We start from the raw sequence: 16,140 nt of genomic DNA, 5'->3' as shown, positions 1-16,140 counted from the left end.
GCTCATCATCGCGGCTCGCCCATCCGGCGCACGAGTTCGCACACGATCGCACATCGGCCTGTCATCTCCCGTGCGCCGCGCTCGGCGTCGGAAGCCCCGACCCTGCCACCGAGCCGAGATCGTCGACGGGGACGTAGGCTCCCCCGATCGCGATCCCCTCGCCCACGATGCTCGCGGACAGCGCCTCGCCGGCGGTGGCGAGCACGATGCGGAACGACGCCGCCGGCCCCGTGCGCGAGAGGCGCAGCACCCCGCCGTCGACCTCGGCGTCGAGCCCCTCGCGGTCGAGCACGAACCCCGACAGCACGACGGGCTCTCCCGCGGCGTCGGCCGAGGTGAAGGTGAACAGCGGCTCGGCCTCTGCCGCGTCCTCGTCGAGGGCGATCACGACGCCGCTCTCGGGGCGCAGCTGCCACGACCACGTGTGGGAGGTGTCGTCGGAGAAGTCGTCGGCGATGGCGACGATCGCGGTCGACGGCCCGCGCGGCTCGAGATCGACGACCTCGGACCGGTGCGCGACGTCGACGCCGAAGTTGGCCGCGCCATCCAGCTCGAGGTAGCCGCCGCCCTGCCCCGCGAAGGCGCGGGAGTCGAGCGTGGCGCCCTGGCCGTCGACCGTGCGGTACTGGTTCTCGTAGGGCTCGAGCTGGCCGTCGACGAGCGGCTTGCTCCACGCCGATGGATCGGCGTATGCCTTGCCGCCCTGCATCGCCCAGGTCGTGTCGTCGGAGATCCACGACAGCGAGAAGGTCTCGGCCGCGGCCCATCCCTTGTGCTGGCTGTTGCGGTTCGACGTCGCGACGATGGCGTCGTCGGCGTCGGCCACGTCGTCGCGGAACGCGGCGAAACCCGACTCGGGGTCGAGGAGCGCCGGCAGATCCACCGCGGCAGCCGACGCGGCGAGGGCCGCCGAACGCTCGCCGGCGGTGGGGGCGAACAGCGCCGTCCAGATGCTGTGCACGCCGTCGAAGCGCTGGGCCGCCGACGCCGTGCCGTGCACGGCGTCGTGGATCTCGACGAGCTGGCCGAGCTCCGAGGCGTCGGAGGCGAGCGGGAAGAGCAGCGGCAGAGCGCCGTCGACCTGCCCGTTCGGGCCGCTCACGCCGAACTGCGCGACGTCGCCGGCGGCCCGCGACGAGACGACATGGAGCGCGAGCCCCGTGAAGTCGATGTCCGCGAACGCCGCGTCGAGAGCCGTGAGCCCGACGGACTGCGCCGTGTAGATCGAGGGGAAGAGGTAGAGCTCCGTGTAGTGCAGGTAGTCCCAGCCCTCCTGCATCCAGCCGGTGCCGGTGTAGCCGTCTTCGAGGTGCTGGGCGACCTGGTCGGCGAGGAACAGGATGCGCCGGTCGAGCGCGTCGTCGGAGGCCGCGGTCTGGTCGCCCGCGAGCACGAGGAGCATCGCGAGCTCGGTCGACCGCGTGACGCCGACCCAGTTGCTCGCCTTGTCGCCCGCCGTGTCGAGGTTGTCGTGATGGTAGGTCGACAGCAGCTCGGAGACGCGCAGCATCATGGCCTGCGCATGGGCGCGCTGCGCGTCGGTCCACCCGGGCGACGCCCAGTCGTATGCGGGGGCGAGCAGCAGCGCGGCGCGGCCGAGCTCGAGGCCCATGTTCGTGTCGCGGGCGATGATGAACGCCTCGCCGTCGACGAGTCCGTCGTACGCCTGCTGCGCGTAGGCGGCGTCGCTCGTGACCGCGTACGCGAAGGCGGCGTCGCGCGCCTCGTAGAGCCCCGCGCTGCCATTGGCGGAGTACCCCGCCGTCGCGGGGTCGGCGAGCCGGTTGACGAGCGCAGTCCACGCGCCGACGACGGTGGGCTCGCCCGCGTCGAGCGACGACTGCACGCGGGCGATGTCGTCGGCTCCCAGCAGGGCCCGCGGATGGACGGCGCCGCCGACGAGCGCGTCGGCGACGACCACGCCGTCGGCGATGAGCTCGACGGCGTCTCCCGCCGAGGCCGCCAGCTCGACCGATCCCGTGGCGCCAGCGAGCGACGTCGTCGCGCCGTCGACGCGCAGCGCGAGCGACCCCGTGGCGGACGGCACGGCCCAGCTCGCGCGCGCCGTGCCGTCGCCCGTCGAGCGCGCGACGACCGTCGGGCTCTCGACGAGGTCGGCGACCGCCGCCGGCACGGTCGCCGTCGCGGCCGGCGTCGAGGCCAGGACGACGCCCTCGTCGTCGACCGCGTCGACCACGTAGGTGTAGGTCGCGCCGGGCTCGGCGGTCTCGTCGGCCACGGTGGGCGCCGTCGTCGTGCGCAGCCACGCCGGCGAGCCCGTCGTGCCCCGCCGCACGCGGTACTCGGCGGCGTCGACGTCGGGGAAGGACCACGTCAGCTCGACGTCGCCGCGGTCGCCGACGACGGCGGCGAGCGACCCCGATGCGACGTCCTCGACGATCTCGACGCCCGTGACCGAGAGCGACCCCGCCGTGCGGTCGAGCATCGGCTCGACCGAGATGCTCGCGGCGGCGTCGGGAAGGGTGACGGCCGTCTCGACGATCCGCCAGTCGAACGTGCCCCGCAGATACGGACCCGACGCGACGGGCACGATCACGGCGCCCGCCGCGTCGCGGACCTGCACGCGGATCATGCTGTAGCCGGCGTCGAGACCCGTGCCGCGCACGAGCGCTCGGACGACGATGCGCCGCGCGGCGGCGGCATCGACCGCGACGCGCTGCGTCAATGCGAGGCGGGCGGTCGCCCCCGATGTCGAGGCGATCGTCGCCGCGGTGCGGCCGTCGGGCCCGTCGGCGGCGACGGAGACGGCGGCCGTCCCCGCGGGGTTCCAGCGCGACCAGCCGTCCGGGGCGCCGTCGCCGTCCGCGTCGCCGAAGTCGCCGTTCACGACGGCGGGTGCGGCGGCGAGCGCAGGGGCGGGTGCGGCGAAGGTCAGGATGGCCGCGACGGCGGCCAGGACGGCGAGCGCGCGCAGGGCGCGGCGGGCAGGGCGCATGGGTTCCTCCTCGGACGGGTTGCGACGACGCTAGGACCGCGCGGCGCCGGTCGTGCGGGATCGCTCACGATCGCACAGCGCGGGCCCTGCGTGCACGAGCGCGCCGTCGGCCCAGACGGCGTCGGGTGCGCCGCCCGCCCCGAGCAGGACGAGGTCGGCCGCGGCGCCCGGGGCGAGGCTGCCGATGCGCCCTTGCAGGCCGAGCACGCGGGCGGGCGTCGCGGTGAGGGCGTCGACGGCGTCGACGAGCGGCACACCCGCCGCGACGGCGTTCGCGAGGGCGCGGTCGAGCGTCAGCGTCGAGCCGGCCAGCGCGCCGTCCTCGCCGTGCGTCGCGACGCCGTCGCGCACCGTCACGTCGAGGTCTCCGAGCCGGTAGACGCCGTCTGCGGCGCCGGCGGCTGCCATGGCATCGCTCACGAAGGCGACGCGCCCCCGCGCGGCGCGCACCGCTCCCGCGACGATCGACGGATGCACATGGACGCCGTCGACGATGAGCTCGAGCACGGCGCGCTGGTCCTCTATCGCCGCGACGACGGGCCCCGGCGCACGGTGGTGGATGCCCCGCATGCCGTTGAAGGCGTGCGTCAGGACGCGGGCGCCGCGGGCGATGGCGTCTCGCGTCGCCCCGTGGTCGGCGGCGGTGTGGCCGATCGCGACGACCACGCCGGCGCCGACGAGCGCATCGATCGCTGCCGAGGAGCCGGGCAGCTCCGGCGCGAGTGTGATCATGGCGACGGGACCCGCGTCGCGCAGCAGGGCGACAGCGTCGGGTGTCGGAGGGCGGAGGGCGTCGGCGCGATGCGCCCCGCGGTGCGACCCCGCCAGGAACGGCCCCTCGAGATGCACGCCGAGGAGCAGCGGGTCGGCGGCGACGAGCGGCGCGAGGGCCGCGATGCGCGCGGCGAGCGCGTCGACGCCCGCCGACACGAGCGACAGCATCGTGCGCGTCGTGCCGTGACGGCGATGCACGGCGAGGATGCGCGGGAGGGCGCGGGGGTCGCGTGCGGCGTCCTCGGCGCTCGCTCCCCCGCCGCCGTGGCAGTGCAGGTCGACGAATCCCGGCACCGCCGCGCGGCCGTCGGCGTCGACGACGTGCGCGTCGCCGCGGAGGTGGGAGCGCCATCCGCCGCCGTGCCCTCTGGCGACGACGACCCGCGCCCCGTCGGCCATGGCGTCGAGCGCGACCCACGCGCCGTCGTCCTCCGTCCCGTCGGAGACGATGCGCGCGGAGTGCACGATCGTGCGGCGCGCGGCCGTCACGACGACGCGACGGGCACCGCGTCGAGCAGCGCGAGCAGGCGCGCCGCCTCCGCCCGCACGGCGTCGCGGCCCGCGCGCGTGTAGGAGCGCGAGTCGACGAGAGCCGGACGGTCGGCGAGCGCGCGGCGCACGGCCTCCGTGTACTGCTTCGTGAGCTGCGTGGCGATGTTGACCTTCGCGATGCCGGCGGCGACCGCGGCGCGCAGGTTCTCGTCGGCGACGCCGCTCGACCCGTGCAGCACGAGCGGCACGTCGACCGCGTCGTGCAGGCGCGCGATGAGGTCGAGGTCGAGCACCGCCGTGCGGTCCGTCATGGCGTGCGACGACCCGACCGCGACGGCGAGCGCGTCGACGCCCGTCTCGGCGGCGAACTGCGCCGCCTCCGCGGGGTCGGTGCGCACGCCGGGCGCATGCGCGCCGTCCTTTCCGCCGATCTCGCCCAGCTCCGCTTCGACGAGCACGCCCGCCGCATGCGCGGCCCGCACGACCCGGCGCGTCGCGGCGACGTTCTCGGCGAACGGCAGGGTCGCCCCGTCGAACATGACCGACCCGAAGCCGAGGTCGATCGCCTCGAGGGCGAGCTCCTCCGACACGGCGTGGTCGAGGTGCACGGCGATGGGGGCGGACGCGGCCTGCGCGATCGCCGACACCGCGGCCGCGACGGGCGCGAGGGCGCCGTGATACGCGACACAGTTCTCCGAGATCTGCAGGATGAGCGGCAGTCCGGTGTCGTCGGCGGCGCCCGCGAGCGCCTCGGCGGTCTCGAGGTGCACGACGTTGAAGGCGGCGCGGCCGCGGGTCGTGCGGTCGAGGATGGCGCGGGTCGGCACGAGGGTCATACGGGGGTCCTTTCGCGGAGACGCGGGATGCCCGGGGCGACGATCGCCTCGGAGACGAGCGCCGGGTGGGTGGGAGAGACCTCGCCGGCGTAGGGGGCGAGCACGGCCGCGGCGGAGAGGCCGGCCGCCCGGCGGGCGAGGATCGCGAGATCGCCGACGCCGTCGGCGAGGTCGCGCGCGAGCGAGGCGACGGCCGCGTCGCCCGCGCCCGTCGCATTGCCGAGCAGGGGACGCGGCATGCGTGCCCTCACCGCCTCGGGTTCCGCGCCCCCGCCGCGCGCGATGCACAGTCCGTCGGCGCCGAACGAGGCCGCGACCATCCGGGCGCCGTCGGCGAGCAGCCGGCGGATGCCCTCGGCCGGGTCGGCGGCGCCCGTCGCCTCGACGAGCTCGACCGCGTTGGGCTTGACGAGGTCGGCGCCCGCGCGCGCCGCCTCGCGCAGGGCGGGGCCCGCGACGTCGGCGATCACGGCGATGCCCCGTCGACGGGCCTCGCGGACGAGGCCGCCGACGACGCCGTCCGGGGTCCCGGGCGGCAGGCTCCCCGACACGACGAGCACACGCGCGTCGGAGAGTCGGGCGGTGGCCGCCCGCACGAGCGCGGCGAGCTCGGCTCGGCTCAGCGCGCTCCCCCGCTCGTTGAGGAGCGTCGCCGTGCCGGTCCCGTCCTCCACGATCGCGACGCTGCGGCGCAGCGATCCCGCCCTCGGGACGAGGTCGGCGGGGATGCCCGCGGCACGCAGGTCGTCGGCGAAGACGGCGCCGTCGCCCGATACGGGGCACGGGGCGACGGCGATGACGGGACGACCGAGCGCGTGCAGCACGCGGGCGACGTTGACGCCCTTGCCGCCTGCGCGGGAATGCCCCGCCCCGACGCGGTGGCTCTCGCCGCGTTCGAGTGCGGGCAGGGACCAGGTCAGGTCGAGCGCCGGGTTGGGCGTGACGACGACGATCACCGCGCCACCGCCATCCGGGTCGGGGCGGCGGACATCCGGGCGCGGGCGGCCATCCCCCGGGCGGCCAGCGCGGCGCCCAGCACACCCGCCTCGCCGCCCAGGCGCGCGGCCTCGACGACGGGCATCCGATGGAAGCTCAGGCGCGCGGCGAGATGCTCGCGCAGCGGATCGACGAGGGCGGCGCCCGCGTGCGACAGGCCGCCCGCGATGAGCACGGCGTCGGGTGCGAGCGCCGCCACCACGTGCGAGAGGCCGAAGGCGAGCGCGGCGACGGCTGCGTTCCACACGCCGACGGCGACCTCGTCGCCCCGCGTGGCGGCGTCGAGCACCTCGCGCGCGCCCGCGACCGGACGGCCCGACAGACGGCGGTAGCGGCGCGCGATCGACGCGGCCGAGGCGACAGCCTCCAGGCATCCCACGAGGCCGCACGCGCACGGCTCGTCCGCCCCGTCGCCCGCGACGGGCGCGTGGCCGATCTCGCCGACGAGCGGCGACCCCGCCACGACGACGCCGTCGCGCACGATGACAGCCGAGAGCCCCGTGCCGATGACGACGACGACGGGGTCGCGATACGGCGCACCGCCGCCGAGGAGCAGCTCGGCGACGGCGGCGGCGCGCACATCCTGCCCGAACGAGACGGGCACAGCCAGCCGTTCGCGCACGAGGCGCCCGAGCGGCAGGTCGCTCCATCCGAGGTTCTCGGAGAACACCGCCACATCGCCGTCGACCACCCCCGGCACGACGAGGCCGACGGCATCGAAGCGCCCCGCGTGCGCGGTCGCGATGAGATCGATCTCGTCGAGGAGCGCGGCGGCCCCGCGCGGCGTCGGACGGCGCTCGACTGCTCCGACGGAGCCCGACGCGGCGACGACCGCCGACTTGATGTCGGTGCCTCCGACGTCGATCCCGAGCACGGCGGCGGGGACCTCCGGCAGGCGGAGGGGCGAGGGGACGGCCGACACGGGTCAGCCGAGGATGACGGAGCGCGTGAGGTTGCGCGGACGGTCGGGGTCGAGACCTCGGGCACGGGCCCGTGCGAGGGCGACGCGCTGGGCGCGCACGAGCTCGGCGAGCGGGTCGGCGCCTGACGCCTCGAAGCGGGCTCCCGTGGCCGCGACATCGGCGGCGAGACCATCGGGTGCCGCGCCGAAGGCCCACACCACGCGGCCGGGAGCCGCGATGCTGATGGGCCCATGCCGGTACTCCATGGCGGGGTACGACTCTGTCCACGACTGCGCAGCCTCGCGCATCTTGAGCGCGGCCTCGTGGGCGAGGCCGACGGTCCACCCTCGGCCGAGCAGCGTGATCTGGTCGGCGTCGACGAGCGCGGAGGGCAGCCCAGCGGAGATCGCCTGACGGGCGTCTGCGGCCGACGCCGCGACGTCGTGGCCGAGGGAGGCCCGCAGCGCGCTCAGCGCTGACGTGGCGAAGCGGGTCTGCACGACCGAGGTCTCGTCGGCGAACGGCAGCGCGACGAGGGCGTCGACGGCGTCGGGGAAGGGCGACGCCGTGTCGCCGACGATGCCGACCGTGTGCACGCGGCCGCGCAGCTCGGCGGCCAGCTCGAGCACCTCTGTCGTCGTGCCGGAGCGGGTGATGAGGACGACGGCGTCGTAGTCGCGGGCGGCGACAGGGGCCTCCGATGCCGCGAACGCGTCGGTCGGCCCCTGCCCCGCGGCCTCGCGGAGGGCCGCATAGCTCTGCGCCATGAACCAGGAGGTGCCGCACCCGATCGCGGCGACTCGGAGGCCCGCTGCCGGCAGCACGGCGGTGTCGCGGGCGACCTCGGCGGCCCGCTCCCAGCAGTCGGGCTGCGAGACGAGCTCGGCCTCCATGTGCGCTCCCGCCGGGGAGATGGTCTGCGTGCCGGTCTCGGCCATGCGCCTGCCGCCTTTCGAGTCGTGGGGTGACGACTCGATGATGCGGACGAGCGATGTGCGATCTCGACGCTCCGCACACACTCGCACATGGAAGCGCAGCTCGTCGGACCCGCTCTGGTGTCTCCCGAGCCCGACCGCAGCCGTGAACATGAAGGGGGAGGGATGCCGTCGAGTGCATCCCTCCCCCTTCGCGCTTCGCTCCGGAACGCCGGAGGTCAGGCCCGGCGACGCCTCCGCAGCAGGATGAAGGCGCCCGTCAGCATCCCGGCGAGTGCGAGCGCGGCGGCCGTCGTCGCCGCCACCGCGCCGGAACCGGTCGGCGCGAGACCGGAGGGGAGCGCCTCGGGATCCTCCGCTGCATCGGCGCCGCCCGGCGATGGGGCGCCTTCCGAGCTCGGGTCCTCCGCGCCCGCGGCATCCGCACCATCAGCCGCGGTGTCGGAACCCGTGCCATCCGCCGCGGTGTCGGAGACTGCGCCATCCGAACCGGCACCGTCCGCGCCCTCAGCCGCGCCATCCGAACCGGCACCGTCCGCGCCCTCAGCCGCGCCATCCGAACCGGCACTGTCCGCGCCCGCAGCATCAGAGCCCGCGCCGCCCGAACCCTCAGCCGCATCATCCGCACCGGCACTGCCCGCGCCCGCAGCATCATCCGCACCGGCAGACGTTGCGCCGTCCGAACCTGCGCCGTCCGAACCTGCGCCATCCGAACCTGCGCCATCCGAACCTGCGCCATCCGCAGCCGCGCCATCCGCAGCCGCGCCATCCGCAGCCGCGCCATCCGCGCCCGGGCCATCCGCCGCGGTGTCCGCCCCCGTCCCGACGTCCTCCGCGATCGAGAACGACAGCGCGTACGGGGAGCCGTCGCGTGTTCCGATCGACTGCGTCAGCGCGAGGTCGAACACGCCGGCCCCCGCGAGCGGCTCGGCGAGCACGATGCGCCATCGGCCGTCCGCACCGACCTCGGTGCTGCCGAGATCGCCTGCGGCGCGTGCGGAGGGGTCGGCTGTCGCGATGCGCACCTGCGCACCTGGGTAGCCGGTCCCCGACAGCGCCCCGACCGACGTGCCGGAGGCGAGCTCGCCCTGCGGCGCGTCGACGACCGAGAAGTTCGCACCGTCTCCGTCGATGTCGATGCGGTTGTAGAGGAACTCGCTCTCGTCGAGCGCGTGGTCGACGATGCGCGTCTCGCCCACGCACCCGTGCCATCCGTGGTCGGCCTCGGTGTTCCACGTCGACGTGCCGATGATCCACGGCATGTAGTCGGCCGCGACCATCCCGCCCGCGCCCGACGCGTTGCGCAGCACCGGTACGCCGTCGACGTACATGATGACGGTTCCCGCGTCGGGGTCGCTCACGACGGCGACGTGGTGCCACGCGGCCGGCATGATCTCCCCCGACCACAGGGTGTACGAGTCGGCCGTCGCCGTGTCGGCGGCGGAGAACTGGTACTCGCGCAGGCTCGAGATCCCGAGCCACGAGACGCCGGCACCGGGGTCCGACGAGTCGTCGATCCCCACCCACTCGCGCGTGCCGCCCCGCGTCAGGGCTGCGCTCCAGCGGTTCGCCGTCTCGGTCCAGTCGGCGTCGAGCTGCAGGAACGTCTCGATGGTGTACCCGCCCGCCTCGTCGAGGTCGGCGAACGTCGCGGGAGCGCCGTACTCCGTCGACAGGTAGGCGAGCCGGTCGGGCCCCTGGTCGTTGCGGTACACGGGCGCGAAACACACGGCACCCGCATCGGACGAGTAGTACGCCGTGTTCTCGTGGGTGACCTGCACGTCCTCGAGCTCGTCCGTCGCATCGGTCGCGTCCGGTGCGCTGCGGTACATGGGGCTGTCGCCCACGACGTCGGGGATGACCGAGGTCTCGTCGACGACGCCCGCCGCGACCTCGCCGAAGCGCCAGTGCGCGACCGTGCCGTCGACGGCGATGTAGTCGTCGGCGGCTCCCGCCTTCTCGAGCGCGCCGCCCGCCGCGTCGCCGTCCCAGCCCTCCGAGACGATCTGCTTCGCGAGCTCCGACAGATCGGGGCCCGTCGCCTCGGTCGGCTCGTCCCATCCGAAGCGCTCGGAGAAGTCCAACGGCACGCTGTACGACTGCCAGGTGCCGTCGAGCACGGGGGTGTCCGACGACGTGAGCGAGTCCTCGTGCTTCTGCGTCACCCACGGCGACACCGACTCGACGTCGATGCGGTCGTTCGTGAGGTCGAACTCGAACAGGGTCATGTAGCCGTTGCCACCGTCCGCCGCCATCTGGTAGTCGGTGAGCACCTGGTAGACGTCGTGGCCGAAATCGTTCTGCTGCGTGCGCATCGTGGCGCCGTGGAAGTGGCCGTTCACGGTCACGACGATCTGGTCGTTCTTCGTGATGAGCTCGTCCCACAGCAGGTCGCCCCACCACCACGATGCCGGGGAGAGCTGGTCCTCGGCGATGTTGATGATGGCGTGCGAGGAGAGCACGACGGGAACGCCGGGGTGGGCGTCGAGGATGCCCTGCGCCCAGTCGAACGTCGCATCCGACGCGTTCCACGCGATCGCGAGCGACATCCACTGATGCCCCTCGGCCTCGAAGAGGTACGCGCTCGAGAGGCCGTCCTCGAACGTGCCGATGAGCGCGCTCCCGCCCTGCGCGGCGAGCTGCGTCTGCCCGAAGCTCGCGAGGTAGTTCGCCGAGTTGCCGACCGACGACCGCGCGTTCATGTCGGCGACGTCGTGGTTGCCCGGCAGCACCGAGTACGGCACCCCGCCGTCCTCGAGGATGCCCATGGCCCTCTCTGCGGCGTCCCACTGGCCCGTCACGCCCTGCTGGTCGACGACGTCGCCGACGTGCACGGCGAAGGGGATGTCGAGCTCGTCCTGGTGGTCGACGATCCACTGCGTCTGCACCTCGAACGGGTTCGTGCCGTACTGGGGGTAGAACTGCTCGGCGCTGTACCGCGAGTAGAACTGCGTGTCGGGGATGATCGGCAGGAGGAAGCTCGACTGCGTCGCCTCGGGCGCCTCCTCGACCGCCGCATCGGCCGCGGCGGTGAACCCGCCGAGCAGGGAGGCTCCCACGAGGGCGGCCGATGCGGCCGCGATGGTCTTGATGCGCATCACAGGGCGCCTTCCACGGTCGGCCCGTAGACCTCGATCTCGGACAGGGTCATCCACGACGCCGTCGACGCGTTCGAGAACACGACGCGGATGGCGGTGGCGGTCACGGGCGCGCTCGTCACCTCAAGCGCGAGGTCGCCTCCCGTGGCGGTCGAGGGCCAGTCGCCTTCGACGGGGAGGTCGATCCACCCGCCGATGAGGTCGCGGTACTGGACAGTCACCTGGCCGATGTTCTTCGTGCCGCCGATGTCGTAGACGGCTGCGCCCGTCACGCGCCGGGGCGCATCGAGGTAGAACGACACCGAGTTCGGGTTCACGCGGTTGCCCGCGCCGCCGCTGCGCCAGTCCGAGAAGCCGGTGCGGTCGCGATCGCCGTCGGTGAGCGCGAACGTGCCGCTGTTGTACGTCTCGACGTGGTGCACTCCCTCCCCGCGCAGGATGTTCTCCTGCGCGGGCTCCGTGAGCGTCACGACGAGGGTCGCCGAGAAGCCGGTGGCGTCCGCCGCGGGGATCCGGACGGTTCCGGCCGCGGCGAGCGCGGCGTCGTCGACGGCGGACCAGTCCCACGCGACGTCGGCCGTGACGACCGCGTCCGAGCCCGACACCGCGCGGTCGACGGTGCGCGGCGCCGACATCCGCAGCTCCTGCACGGTCATCCCCGCGTAGCCGGCGAGGGGCACCTCGATGCCATCGGCGAGGGCGCCGACGACGTAGCGCGCCGTGAGCGGAACCGTCTCGCCGAACCACCCGGTCGCCGTGCCCTCGACGACCACGGTGCCTTCGGCATGCCAGACGTCCGGTTCCGGCTGGGTCCACGCGATGCCGGTGAGCGCATGCCGCAGGCCCCAGTCGTAGACGGCCGTGAGCTTCGCGGGGAGCGCAGGCGGAGTGCCGATCGCGACCGTGCCGGTCGTCTCCGCGACGACCGGCACGAGCGTCTGCACGCGCCATCTCTGCACGGCGGCGCCGCTCGCGGTGTAGGTCTGCACCTCGGAGCCGTCGGCCGTGCTCCAGTTGTACATGTCGAGCGCCGCGGTGCCTCCCGAGGCGTCGAGCCGGACGTTCTGGATGGCCGTCGTGCCGTCGCCGGCGTCGACGAACCGCCACTGCGCGGAGCTGTCGACCGCGGCGTCCGCGAGGGGCACGTCGATGAGCTCGAGGTACCGCCACGACGGATCGGCGTTGTCTCGGCGTACGAGCACCCGTCCGTCGGCGGCGGCGAGCACGAACGTCTCGTCCGCGCCGGCGACGGGATACGCCGCGATCGCCTGCTCACGGAGCGCCTCCGGCGTCGTCGCGCGCGTGAACACGGCTGCGGCGGCGGGGGCGTCGTCGGGTGTCGTCGGCTGGGCGTCGGCCGCGCCGAGTTCCACGACCTTCCCGACAGCGTGGACGCTCTCGATCAGGATGGCCTGCCCTGCGCCGAGCAGGTCGGTCTGCGGGTCGGGCGGTGCTGTCGCCTCGGCGGTCGAGGGAGCGGTCGCCGCCAGCGTGGCCAGGGCGACGACGGTCGCGGCGAGAGCGGCGTGGAGGGCGCGCCGCGTGCGGGTTCTCATCGGGGTTCCTTCCGCCGGCGCACTCGGGTCTGCGCTACGGCGGGGGAAAGCTATCGATCGACGATGAACCCCTGAAACGTTTTCATGAACGAGGGTCAAACGATTGAGTGTCACTCAACGCGCGGCGTCAGTCGCTCGGCACCGCCACGATGGGCGTCGTGGTGGGGGTTCCCGTGGGCGAGCCGCCCTCCTGCTCGACGGTGACGGCCACCACGTCGCCGGGCGCCATCTCCCCCTCGAGCAACGTGGGCGCGTCGGATCCGCCGTCGAACACGCCGGCCGGGATCGGCGTCTCCCCGCGCACGTACCAGAGCTCGTACTGGCTGCCCTCGTCGAGCACCGGCACGCCGTCGGCGACGACGACCGCCTCACCCGTCGACGGAGACCAGTGCAGCTCGAGCGTGCCGCCGCCCGCCACCTCCGCCGACGCGCTCTGCGCGTCGTCGGCGGACTCGATGCGCTCGAGCGCGACGACGGCCTCGGGCCGGTCGAGCATCTGCGCGATCGACGCGACGCCGATCCCGACCGCCAGGACGAGCGCGATCGAGGCGGCGAGAGTGAACCACACGCGGCGCATCGGGCGCGCGGGCGCGGCGGCCTCCGGCTCCGGCGCGGCGTCCTCGTCCGAGAGCGCGGGAGCAGGCTCGGCGGCGATGCGCGCGAGCAGCTCGTCCCTGATGCGCGCGGGAGGCGCGACCTCGGGCACCGCATCGGCGAGGAACACCGCGGTCTCCTCATCGCGACGGGCGCGGTCTGCGAGGGCGGGATCGCCCGCGAGCGCCTCGTCGAGCCTCGTCTGGTCATCCGGGCTCAGCGCATGGAGCGCATGACCGGCGAGCAGCTCGTCCAGATCCTTCTCGCTCATGCCAGCACCCCCATCTCCGTCCTCAGGCGCGACAGGCCGTCGCGCATCCTCGTCTTCACCGTGCCGAGGGGCGACCCGGTGAGGGCGGCGATCTCGCTCTGCGAGTAGCCGCCGTAGTACGCCAGCGTCAGGGCTTCACGCTGGGCGTCGGGGAGCAGCCGGAGCGCCGCGATCACGCGCCGCCCCTCCATGCGGAGCTCCACGTCCTCGGCGACGCCGTCGAACGGCACGCCGAGATCGCGGAACCCGACACGGACATCGCGGTCGGTGCTCGCCTGCGCCGAGCGCACGCGATCCACCGCCCTGCGGTGCGCGATCGTGAGGATCCACGCCCTCCCTTGCCCCTTGTTCGGAGAGAAGCGGGAAGCGGATTGCCAGATCTCGAGGAAGATCTCCTGGAGCACCTCCTCGCTCTGCGCGCGATCGACGAGCACGCGCAGCACGAGGCCGAAGACGCGGCCGGACAGCATGTCGTAGAGCTCGGCGAACGCGGCCTGATCACCCGCGGCGACGCGGACGAGGAGGTCGGCGACGTGGTCACGGGGGTCGTCGACGGTCTCGTCCACGTCGAAGCCGTCGATGACCATAGGGTCCAGCATGCCGTACTCCTCCCTCGCGCGTTCCTTCTTCGGGGCGCGGCGCGGATCGGATGGCCGGAAAGTTTTCTCGGATCCGTCCCCATCCGATCGGCGGAGGACCCCGAATGCCCTTGTGAAAGCCGAGAGGCGAAGGCATCGCTCAGCCGGGCGATCGTCCGTTCACAAGAGGAGAAGGCAATGTTCACGAAGAAGTCCACGCTCACCGGCGCCGCAGTGCTGTCGCTCGTCGCCGTCTTCGGCCTCACCGCCTGCAGCGGCGGGTCGACCACGACCGAGGACACCGACGCCGGCACCACGGCGAGCGAGTCGGCCGAGCCCAGCACGGCCCCCGAGGAGACCATGGAGTCGGACGACGCCATGGACCCCGCCGCGAACCTCGTCGGCGCCGGCTGCGCCGACTACGCCGAGGCCGTGCCGGATGGCGCGGGCTCGATCGACGGCATGGCCCTCGACCCCGTCGCCGTCGCCGCCTCCAACAACCCGCTGCTCACGACGCTCGTCGCGGCGGTCTCCGGGCAGCTGAACCCCGACGTCGACCTCGTCGACACGCTCAACGGCGACGAGTTCACGGTGTTCGCCCCGGTCGACGACGCGTTCGCGAAGATCGACCAGGCGACGATCGACACCCTCAGCACCGACGCCGACCTGCTGACGTCGATCCTCACGTACCACGTCGTCCCCGGCCAGATCGCTCCCGAGGACATCGACGGCACGCACACGACCGTCAACGGCGCCGACGTCGAGGTCACGGGATCCGGCGACGACATCATGGTGAACGACGCGACCGTCATCTGCGGCGGCGTGCAGACCGCCAACGCGACGGTGTACCTCGTCGACACGGTGCTCATGCCCCCGGCCGAGTAAGCCGCGGCGGGGAGGGGCGAGGCGGTCGGGCGAGAGCCCGGCCGCCTTCTGCGCGCGGTCGGCGATGTCGCGGATCTCGATCGTGCTGCCGGCGGCCGTGCTCGGCGGCCCGGCGGCTGAGCGTGCTCGTGCGCGACCTGCGCAAGCTTGCCGACCTCGAGACGCGGCCGCTGGAGCGCGAGGAAATCGACCTCGAGGCGCTCGTGGCGGACGCCGCCTCGGGCTCACGCTCGTCTCGACGGTCGCGTCGCGTCACGGCGGCGATGTCGTGCTGCGATCCGTGGAGGGATCCGGCACCGTCGCCATCCTGCGGCTGCCGCTCCTGCCATCCCCGACCGCCCGCGTCAAGCCGATGACAGCCGACGGCGCCGCGGCCTAGCGTCGAGCCATGACTGCGAACGACACCCCTCAGAAGAACCGCCGTCGTGCCGCCCGTGGCGGGAGCGGAGCGAAGGTGACGTCCGACCAGAACGCGGAGCACGGCTTCATCGCGTCGAAGTCCCTCGCCGAGAACATGCAGCGCGTGCTCGTCGATCTCATCGAGCTCTCGTTGCAGGGCAAGCAGGCGCACTGGAACGTCGTCGGCACGAACTTCCGCGACACGCACCTTCAGCTCGACGAGATCATCGACGCCGCGCGCGAGTTCTCCGACACGGTCGCCGAGCGCATGCGCTCGCTGCACGCGCTTCCCGACGGGCGCAGCGACATCGTGGCCGCGACGACCACCCTGCCCGAGTTCCCGCAGGGCGAGATCGCGACGTCGGAGGTCATCGACCTCATCACCGAGCGCCTCGACGTCGTCGCGTCGACGTGCCGCGAGGTGCACGACGACGTCGACGAGGAGGACCCGACGACGGCCGACATCCTCCATGCCGTGCTCGAGCGCCTCGAGCAGCTCTCGTGGATGGTGAGCGCCGAGAACCGCGTGCCGCGCGGCCGCTGAGGATGGTCCATCCTGGTGGCATGGACGATGTGACCGCGGAGGAGGTCTTCGCCGCCTCGCTGGAGCCGCGCAGCGGCACCGCGCTCGAGAAGGCGGGCCGGTTCATCGTGAACCTCGCGTCCGGCTACTTCGCGAACGACACCTCCGCCGTCGCCGACATCGACCTCGTCGTGCGGCGGCGCGAGACGGGCGAGGAGGTGCTCCGCACGCCGACCGAGGCCCACGCCGCGGGGTTCCTCCTCGAGGAGGTCGAGCGCGACCTCGCCATGCTCGACGAGGACGCGTTCCTCGCGGCGTGGTCGGCGCCGCGCGACGGGGACTGAC

General features: G+C 73.6%; 13 protein-coding genes. 3 read left to right on the top strand and 10 right to left on the bottom strand.

What is annotated here, in order from left to right; genetic code table 11:
* Positions 1-61 precede the first annotated feature (61 nt).
* The 10 genes from ABD998_RS14100 to sigK form a co-directional block, all read right to left on the bottom strand.
* Positions 62-2,956, bottom strand: coding sequence for a fibronectin type III domain-containing protein (locus ABD998_RS14100; protein ID WP_345440318.1), 2,895 nt, complete (start codon positions 2,954-2,956; stop codon positions 62-64).
* A 30-nt stretch (positions 2,957-2,986) separates the two neighbouring features.
* Complete coding sequence (locus tag ABD998_RS14095) at positions 2,987-4,219, bottom strand: N-acetylglucosamine-6-phosphate deacetylase (RefSeq protein ID WP_345440315.1); 1,233 nt, start codon at positions 4,217-4,219, stop codon at positions 2,987-2,989.
* On the bottom strand, positions 4,216-5,058 hold the full coding sequence (locus ABD998_RS14090; protein ID WP_345440313.1) for a class II fructose-bisphosphate aldolase: 843 nt from the start codon (positions 5,056-5,058) through the stop codon (positions 4,216-4,218). The genes ABD998_RS14095 and ABD998_RS14090 overlap by 4 nt, the downstream gene beginning before the upstream one ends.
* The gene (locus tag ABD998_RS14085) at positions 5,055-6,014 is read right to left on the bottom strand and encodes a 1-phosphofructokinase family hexose kinase (RefSeq protein ID WP_345440311.1); all 960 of its coding nucleotides are present in this window, start codon (positions 6,012-6,014) and stop codon (positions 5,055-5,057) included. Before ABD998_RS14085 ends, ABD998_RS14090 begins: the two co-directional genes overlap by 4 nt.
* Positions 6,011-6,976 (bottom strand): ROK family protein, encoded by a 966-nt coding sequence (locus ABD998_RS14080; RefSeq protein ID WP_345440308.1) that lies wholly within the window; start codon positions 6,974-6,976, stop codon positions 6,011-6,013. The genes ABD998_RS14085 and ABD998_RS14080 overlap by 4 nt, the downstream gene beginning before the upstream one ends.
* Before the next feature lie 3 nt (positions 6,977-6,979).
* Positions 6,980-7,894, bottom strand: a complete 915-nt coding sequence (locus tag ABD998_RS14075) for an SIS domain-containing protein (protein WP_345440305.1) — start codon at positions 7,892-7,894, stop codon at positions 6,980-6,982.
* A 215-nt stretch (positions 7,895-8,109) separates the two neighbouring features.
* On the bottom strand, positions 8,110-10,989 hold the full coding sequence (locus ABD998_RS14070; RefSeq protein ID WP_345440302.1) for a LamG-like jellyroll fold domain-containing protein: 2,880 nt from the start codon (positions 10,987-10,989) through the stop codon (positions 8,110-8,112).
* The gene (locus tag ABD998_RS14065; RefSeq protein ID WP_345440300.1) at positions 10,989-12,545 is read right to left on the bottom strand and encodes an RICIN domain-containing protein; all 1,557 of its coding nucleotides are present in this window, start codon (positions 12,543-12,545) and stop codon (positions 10,989-10,991) included. Before ABD998_RS14065 ends, ABD998_RS14070 begins: the two co-directional genes overlap by 1 nt.
* Before the next feature lie 127 nt (positions 12,546-12,672).
* The gene (locus ABD998_RS14060; protein ID WP_345440297.1) at positions 12,673-13,410 is read right to left on the bottom strand and encodes an anti-sigma factor; all 738 of its coding nucleotides are present in this window, start codon (positions 13,408-13,410) and stop codon (positions 12,673-12,675) included.
* Positions 13,407-14,009, bottom strand: coding sequence for an ECF RNA polymerase sigma factor SigK (gene sigK, locus ABD998_RS14055; RefSeq protein WP_345440294.1), 603 nt, complete (start codon positions 14,007-14,009; stop codon positions 13,407-13,409). Before sigK ends, ABD998_RS14060 begins: the two co-directional genes overlap by 4 nt.
* A gap of 177 nt (positions 14,010-14,186) precedes the next feature.
* Here sigK and ABD998_RS14050 point away from each other — a divergent pair, with 177 nt between their 5' ends.
* From ABD998_RS14050 to ABD998_RS14040, 3 genes are all read left to right on the top strand, one after another.
* Entirely contained in the window at positions 14,187-14,873 is a 687-nt protein-coding gene (locus tag ABD998_RS14050) for a fasciclin domain-containing protein (RefSeq protein ID WP_345440291.1), read from the top strand.
* A 388-nt stretch (positions 14,874-15,261) separates the two neighbouring features.
* Positions 15,262-15,816 carry a Dps family protein gene (locus ABD998_RS14045; protein ID WP_345440289.1) on the top strand — a complete coding sequence of 185 codons (555 nt, stop codon included), beginning with the start codon at positions 15,262-15,264 and terminating at the stop codon, positions 15,814-15,816.
* A gap of 20 nt (positions 15,817-15,836) precedes the next feature.
* Positions 15,837-16,139, top strand: a complete 303-nt coding sequence (locus ABD998_RS14040; RefSeq protein ID WP_345440286.1) for a hypothetical protein — start codon at positions 15,837-15,839, stop codon at positions 16,137-16,139.
* Position 16,140 lies beyond the last annotated feature (1 nt).

It is taken from the genome of Microbacterium gilvum, assembly GCF_039543865.1.
GTDB classification, from domain to species: Bacteria; Actinomycetota; Actinomycetes; order Actinomycetales; family Microbacteriaceae; genus Microbacterium; species Microbacterium gilvum.
This window is presented reverse-complemented; position numbering and strand designations above follow the sequence as displayed.

What these genes read in the sequence shown, in the direction of transcription:
- ABD998_RS14070 (WP_345440302.1), bottom strand. Translation starts at nt 10,989, where the DNA reads ATGCGCATCAAGACCATCGCGGCCGCATCGGCCGCCCTCGTGGGAGCC.
- ABD998_RS14040 (WP_345440286.1), top strand. Translation starts at nt 15,837, where the DNA reads ATGGACGATGTGACCGCGGAGGAGGTCTTCGCCGCCTCGCTGGAGCCG.
- ABD998_RS14045 (WP_345440289.1), top strand. Translation starts at nt 15,262, where the DNA reads ATGACTGCGAACGACACCCCTCAGAAGAACCGCCGTCGTGCCGCCCGT.
- ABD998_RS14100 (WP_345440318.1), bottom strand. Translation starts at nt 2,956, where the DNA reads ATGCGCCCTGCCCGCCGCGCCCTGCGCGCGCTCGCCGTCCTGGCCGCC.
- sigK (WP_345440294.1), bottom strand. Translation starts at nt 14,009, where the DNA reads ATGCTGGACCCTATGGTCATCGACGGCTTCGACGTGGACGAGACCGTC.
- ABD998_RS14060 (WP_345440297.1), bottom strand. Translation starts at nt 13,410, where the DNA reads ATGAGCGAGAAGGATCTGGACGAGCTGCTCGCCGGTCATGCGCTCCAT.
- ABD998_RS14050 (WP_345440291.1), top strand. Translation starts at nt 14,187, where the DNA reads ATGTTCACGAAGAAGTCCACGCTCACCGGCGCCGCAGTGCTGTCGCTC.
- ABD998_RS14090 (WP_345440313.1), bottom strand. Translation starts at nt 5,058, where the DNA reads ATGACCCTCGTGCCGACCCGCGCCATCCTCGACCGCACGACCCGCGGC.
- ABD998_RS14075 (WP_345440305.1), bottom strand. Translation starts at nt 7,894, where the DNA reads ATGGCCGAGACCGGCACGCAGACCATCTCCCCGGCGGGAGCGCACATG.
- ABD998_RS14065 (WP_345440300.1), bottom strand. Translation starts at nt 12,545, where the DNA reads ATGAGAACCCGCACGCGGCGCGCCCTCCACGCCGCTCTCGCCGCGACC.